The organism is Mycobacterium sp. 852014-52144_SCH5372336 (assembly GCF_001665615.1).
In the GTDB taxonomy this organism is placed as follows: Bacteria; Actinomycetota; Actinomycetes; order Mycobacteriales; family Mycobacteriaceae; genus Mycobacterium; species Mycobacterium neumannii_A.
This window is the reverse complement of sequence record NZ_LZSW01000046.1, coordinates 1-4,108: the sequence shown is the minus strand read 5'-3', so window position 1 is coordinate 4,108 and position 4,108 is coordinate 1. Positions and strand designations below refer to the sequence as shown.

Sequence of the window (4,108 nt, the reverse complement as noted above, 5' to 3'; positions counted from 1 at the left end):
AGATGTGTATAAGAGACAGGTAGTTGGGATCGCGGCGCATCACCTGTGACGGCTCCCGGCGCGGCCGCGGCGGGGGCTCGAACCCGCGGGGCGGTTGCCGGTTGTCGGTCACCTAAAGAAATCTACGTCGCCGGCCCGCGTGTTCATCGCAACCAGCCGAGGTGGCCGGCGAGCAGGGCATAGCCGACGAAGGCCACGGCATCGATCAGCGCATGCGCGACGATCAGCGGCCACAGCCGGCCGGTCCGCAGGTAGACGTAGCCGAACACCAGGCCCATCGCCAGGTTCCCCAGCCCCGCGCCGAAACCCTGGTAGAGGTGGTAGAGCCCGCGCAGGACGCTGGTGACGACCACTGCGGTCACCGAGCTCACGCGTAGCTGGCGCAGCCTGGTCATCAGGTAGCCGACGACGATCACCTCTTCGGCCCAGCCGTTCGCGAGCGCCGTCAGTAGCAGCACCGGTATCCGCCACCAGGTGTCGTACAGTTCGGCCGGCTCGACGTCGGCGTTCATTCCGAGGAGCCGGGCGACCTGATACAGCGCGAGGCCGGGCAGTCCGATAAGCGCGGCGAGGCCCAGCCCGCCGAGCAGGTCGGCGCGCCACCGGGGCCGACCCAGCCCGATCGACTTGAGGGTGATTCCGCTGCGCCACAACAGGTATACGGCCAGCGCACCCCATGCCGACAGCTGGAACACCCAGACGAGGTTGAGTCCGAGGTCGATGAGGTCGAACGGGGAGCGGCGCGGATTGAGTGCGACGACCTGACCGGAGAGGCCGAGGAGCACCGACTCGATCAGGTTCAGCAGCGCGCTGTAAGCCGAGAGGCCGAACGTCACTGCCAGTACGACGACGATCTCGATGCGCAGGGCCCGGCGCGCAGGGTCGGTGAGCTCGTCGGGGGCGCCGGTCACCGGAGCTACGGTAGCGCCGTCACAACTTCCGTGCGCGCAGCCCGTTGAGGAACGGGCAGCCCATCAGCACCCGGATCGCCTGGCTCAACCCGGTTACGTCGTCGACCGGGCGGGCGAACGGCAGCCGCACATCGTGGTCGCCGTCGTCGGTCTCCACCCGCAGCTGGACGCCGTAGCGGTCCAGACCCAGAGGCCGGACCCGGCCGCGGCGCAGCGACATCGGAAGCCGGCTGGCCAGCCGCTCGACGACGTCGCGGTGGGCCGACTCCATGTGCTGCAGCCAGCACGACTCCATCGCGCAGAACGGGTCCGGCCGCGCGTCCAGCAGCGTGCTCACGCTGACCGATTCGGCGCCGGTGGAATCGGCGACCACCACGGAGTCGATTTCCAGCCGCAGAAGCGTGTGGCTCTTGTCGCCGTCAGCGGGTGCCGAGTTCACCTGAAGTAGTGCGGGATTGGGATCTTCCGAGGCGATCAGGTCGAGCAGGGCCGACACCTCACCGGCGGGCACGTCGTGCAGGCGCCCCTGGATCCAGACCAACGAGCGCACCGGCTCGCGTAGCGGCAGCGGCGCGTAGTCCGTCATCTCCAGCACTGCCTGCACGCCGCCGGCACCCGCGCTGACGGCCTTGGCCGCCACCGCGCTGTCCGCGGGAACGGTGATCGCGAACGAGCCGTCGTCGAGCAGGTGGTGGACCGGTGTCTCGGTGGGAGCCCCGTTCTCGCCGCCCTCGACCGCGAGCATCGCGCCGCCCGCTTTGGCGCACGCCGTGCGGATTCGCTCGGCCGTCGTCGGTGCCGTGACCGTTGTCGCCATGCAGCCTCCTCTGAGATAAGGTGAGCCTAACTTAACTAAGCGATGGCGGATCCCGCAAGGCTTTCGTGCAGCGGAACGGCATTACCCGGGTGACCCGATAGTGTTGTTCCGTGCCGCGCATCGCTTATCTCGGCCCCGAGGGGACCTTCACCGAGGCGGCGCTGCGCAAAATGTCGGGCGACGGGATGCTGCCCGACGGCCCGGGCGCTGACGCTGTGACGCCGGTCCCGTGCGACAGCACCACGGGCGCGCTCGCCGCCGTGCGCGACGGGGACACCGACTACGCCTGTGTCCCGATCGAGAACTCGATCGAGGGTTCGGTGCTACCCACCCTCGACGGCCTGGCGGGCGGCACACCTCTGCAGATCTTCGCCGAGCTCACACTCGATGTCTCGTTCACGATCGCGGTGCGCGACGGCACCGCGGCCGACGACGTGAAGACCGTCGCCGCCTTCCCCGTCGCGGCCGCACAGGTGCGGCACTGGCTGGCCGAGCATCTACCGTCGGCGCAGGTGGTGCCCGCCAACTCCAACGCCGCGGCGGCCGCCGACGTCGCCGAGGGGCGCGCCGACGCGGGGGTGAGCACCGCGCTGGCCACCAAGCGCTACGGACTGGAGGCGCTGGCAGCCGACATCGTCGACGAGCCCAACGCGCGCACCCGCTTCGTGCTCGTCGGAGCGCCCGCCCCGCCGCCAGGGCGCACGGGCGCCGACCGTACGTCGGTGGTGCTGCGACTCGACAACGTTCCCGGCGCGCTGGTTTCGGCGCTGACCGAGCTGGCGGTCCGCGACATCGATCTGACTCGGATCGAATCACGGCCCACCCGAACGGGGTTGGGCACCTACATCTTCTTCCTCGACTGTGTCGGCCACATCGACGACGATGCGGTGGCCGAGGCACTCAAGGCGCTGCACCGGCGTTGTTCGGATATGCGATTCCTCGGGTCCTGGCCGACCGGAGCGGCCGCAGGCGCGGCCCCTCCCGGCCTTGACGAAGCCTCCAGCTGGCTGGCGCGACTCAGGGAGGGCCTGAGGTGAGCGGGCGTCTCGTGCTGGTGCGTCACGGGCAGTCGCTGGCCAACGTCCACCGTCGCCTCGACACCCGCCCGCCCGGCGCCGAACTCACCGACCTCGGCCGCGACCAGGCCCGCTCCTTCGCCAGGGGCATGCCTGGCGCGCCCGCGATCCTGGCGCATTCGGTGGCCCACCGGGCCCGTCAGACCGCCGAGGAGATCGCCGGTTCGCTGCGGTTGCCGCCTGTGGAGCTCGACGGGGTCCACGAGGTCCAGGTGGGCGATCTGGAGGACCGCAACGACGACGAGGCGATCGCGACGTTCGAATCGATCTACCAGAAGTGGCACGACGGCGATCTCGACGTGGCGATGCCCAACGGCGAGACCGGACACGACGTGCTGGACCGCTACGTGCCAACCATCACCCAGCTGCGGATGCGCCATCTCGACGACGACGTCTGGCACGGCGACATCGTGGTGGTCAGCCACGGCGCGGCGATCCGGCTGGTGTCCTCGGTGCTGGCCGGTGTCGAGCGCAGTTTCGCTCTCGACCACCACTTGGGGAACACGGAGGCCGTCGTGCTGGCACCGACCCCCGACGGCAGGTGGAGTTGTCTGCAGTGGGGGCCACTGACGCCGCCGTTCTACCCCGAGCCCGACGTGCGGCCGGTCGAAGACGCTCTGCGCTCAGCCGACCCGATGGGCTGACACCGAGACGGTGCACGCGCAGCTGATCGCCTCACAGTCGGTCACGAACGCGTGCGCCACTTCCGGGGTGACGCAATCCGGTTCGGTGCATTCCGCTCGACACGCGACGTGGTGGATGACGGTGCCATGGCAGTGCTCGAGGCCCTCTACGCATTCTCGGCACTCGGTCATGGCCCCTTGATAGCACTCGCGGGCGACAAAGCGCAGTTGCCGCGCGGTGTGTTTGCCCGCTATCCCCAGCCGAGTTCGTGAAGGCGCTCGTCGTCGATGCCGAAGTGGTGCGCGACCTCGTGGATCACGGTGATCGCCACCTCGTCGACGACGTTTTGTTCGCTGTCGCAGTGCTCCAGCAGCGCTTCGCGGTAGATCGTGATGGTGTCGGGCAGCGAACCGGCGTACCACGAATCGCGTTCGGTCAGTGCGACGCCCTGATACAGCCCCAGCAGGTCGGGCTCCTCGTCGTTGCGGCCCTCGACAAGGACGACGACATTGTCCAGCGCGTCGGCGAGCTTCGGCGGTATCAGATCGAGCGCCTCGGAGACCAGTTCTTCGAACCGTTCCGGGCTCATCTGTACGGCCACGCGGCTACGGCCCCGGCGGCGCGGGTGCCGGTGCCGGTGGGGGCGGCGCAGGCGCGGGGGGCTGTCTCTTATACACATC

6 protein-coding genes are annotated in these 4,108 nt (G+C 69.3%); 2 read left to right on the top strand and 4 right to left on the bottom strand.

Features of this window, described 5'->3' with window-relative positions:
• Nucleotides 1-143: 143 nt before the first annotated feature.
• Both A5759_RS10540 and A5759_RS10535 read right to left on the bottom strand, forming a co-directional pair.
• A complete protein-coding gene (locus A5759_RS10540) occupies nucleotides 144-911 on the bottom strand; it encodes a CPBP family intramembrane glutamic endopeptidase (protein ID WP_068197178.1) in 768 nt (255 codons plus the stop codon).
• Between the two features lie 19 nt (nucleotides 912-930).
• The gene (locus A5759_RS10535; protein ID WP_068197176.1) at nucleotides 931-1,728 is read right to left on the bottom strand and encodes a DUF2470 domain-containing protein; all 798 of its coding nucleotides are present in this window, start codon (nucleotides 1,726-1,728) and stop codon (nucleotides 931-933) included.
• Nucleotides 1,729-1,838: 110 nt separating this feature from the next.
• Here A5759_RS10535 and pheA point away from each other — a divergent pair, with 110 nt between their 5' ends.
• Both pheA and A5759_RS10525 read left to right on the top strand, forming a co-directional pair.
• On the top strand, nucleotides 1,839-2,765 hold the full coding sequence (pheA, locus tag A5759_RS10530; RefSeq protein ID WP_068197173.1) for a prephenate dehydratase: 927 nt from the start codon (nucleotides 1,839-1,841) through the stop codon (nucleotides 2,763-2,765).
• Complete coding sequence (locus A5759_RS10525) at nucleotides 2,762-3,448, top strand: histidine phosphatase family protein (protein ID WP_068197169.1); 687 nt, start codon at nucleotides 2,762-2,764, stop codon at nucleotides 3,446-3,448. The genes pheA and A5759_RS10525 overlap by 4 nt, the downstream gene beginning before the upstream one ends.
• Here the strand turns inward: A5759_RS10525 and A5759_RS26320 are convergent.
• Together A5759_RS26320 and A5759_RS10515 are read right to left on the bottom strand one after the other, a co-directional pair.
• Nucleotides 3,428-3,619: a hypothetical protein gene (locus A5759_RS26320; RefSeq protein WP_082962072.1), complete on the bottom strand. Its 192-nt coding sequence runs from the start codon at nucleotides 3,617-3,619 to the stop codon at nucleotides 3,428-3,430. The two genes, A5759_RS10525 and A5759_RS26320, sit on opposite strands and share 21 nt — an antisense overlap.
• A 59-nt stretch (nucleotides 3,620-3,678) precedes the next feature.
• Nucleotides 3,679-4,029 (bottom strand): metallopeptidase family protein, encoded by a 351-nt coding sequence (locus A5759_RS10515; protein WP_064419422.1) that lies wholly within the window; start codon nucleotides 4,027-4,029, stop codon nucleotides 3,679-3,681.
• Nucleotides 4,030-4,108 lie beyond the last annotated feature (79 nt).

Bases quoted from the DNA above. Each gene is read 5' to 3' on its own strand.
- A5759_RS10535 (WP_068197176.1), bottom strand. From the start codon at position 1,728: ATGGCGACAACGGTCACGGCACCGACGACGGCCGAGCGAATCCGCACG.
- A5759_RS26320 (WP_082962072.1), bottom strand. From the start codon at position 3,619: ATGACCGAGTGCCGAGAATGCGTAGAGGGCCTCGAGCACTGCCATGGC.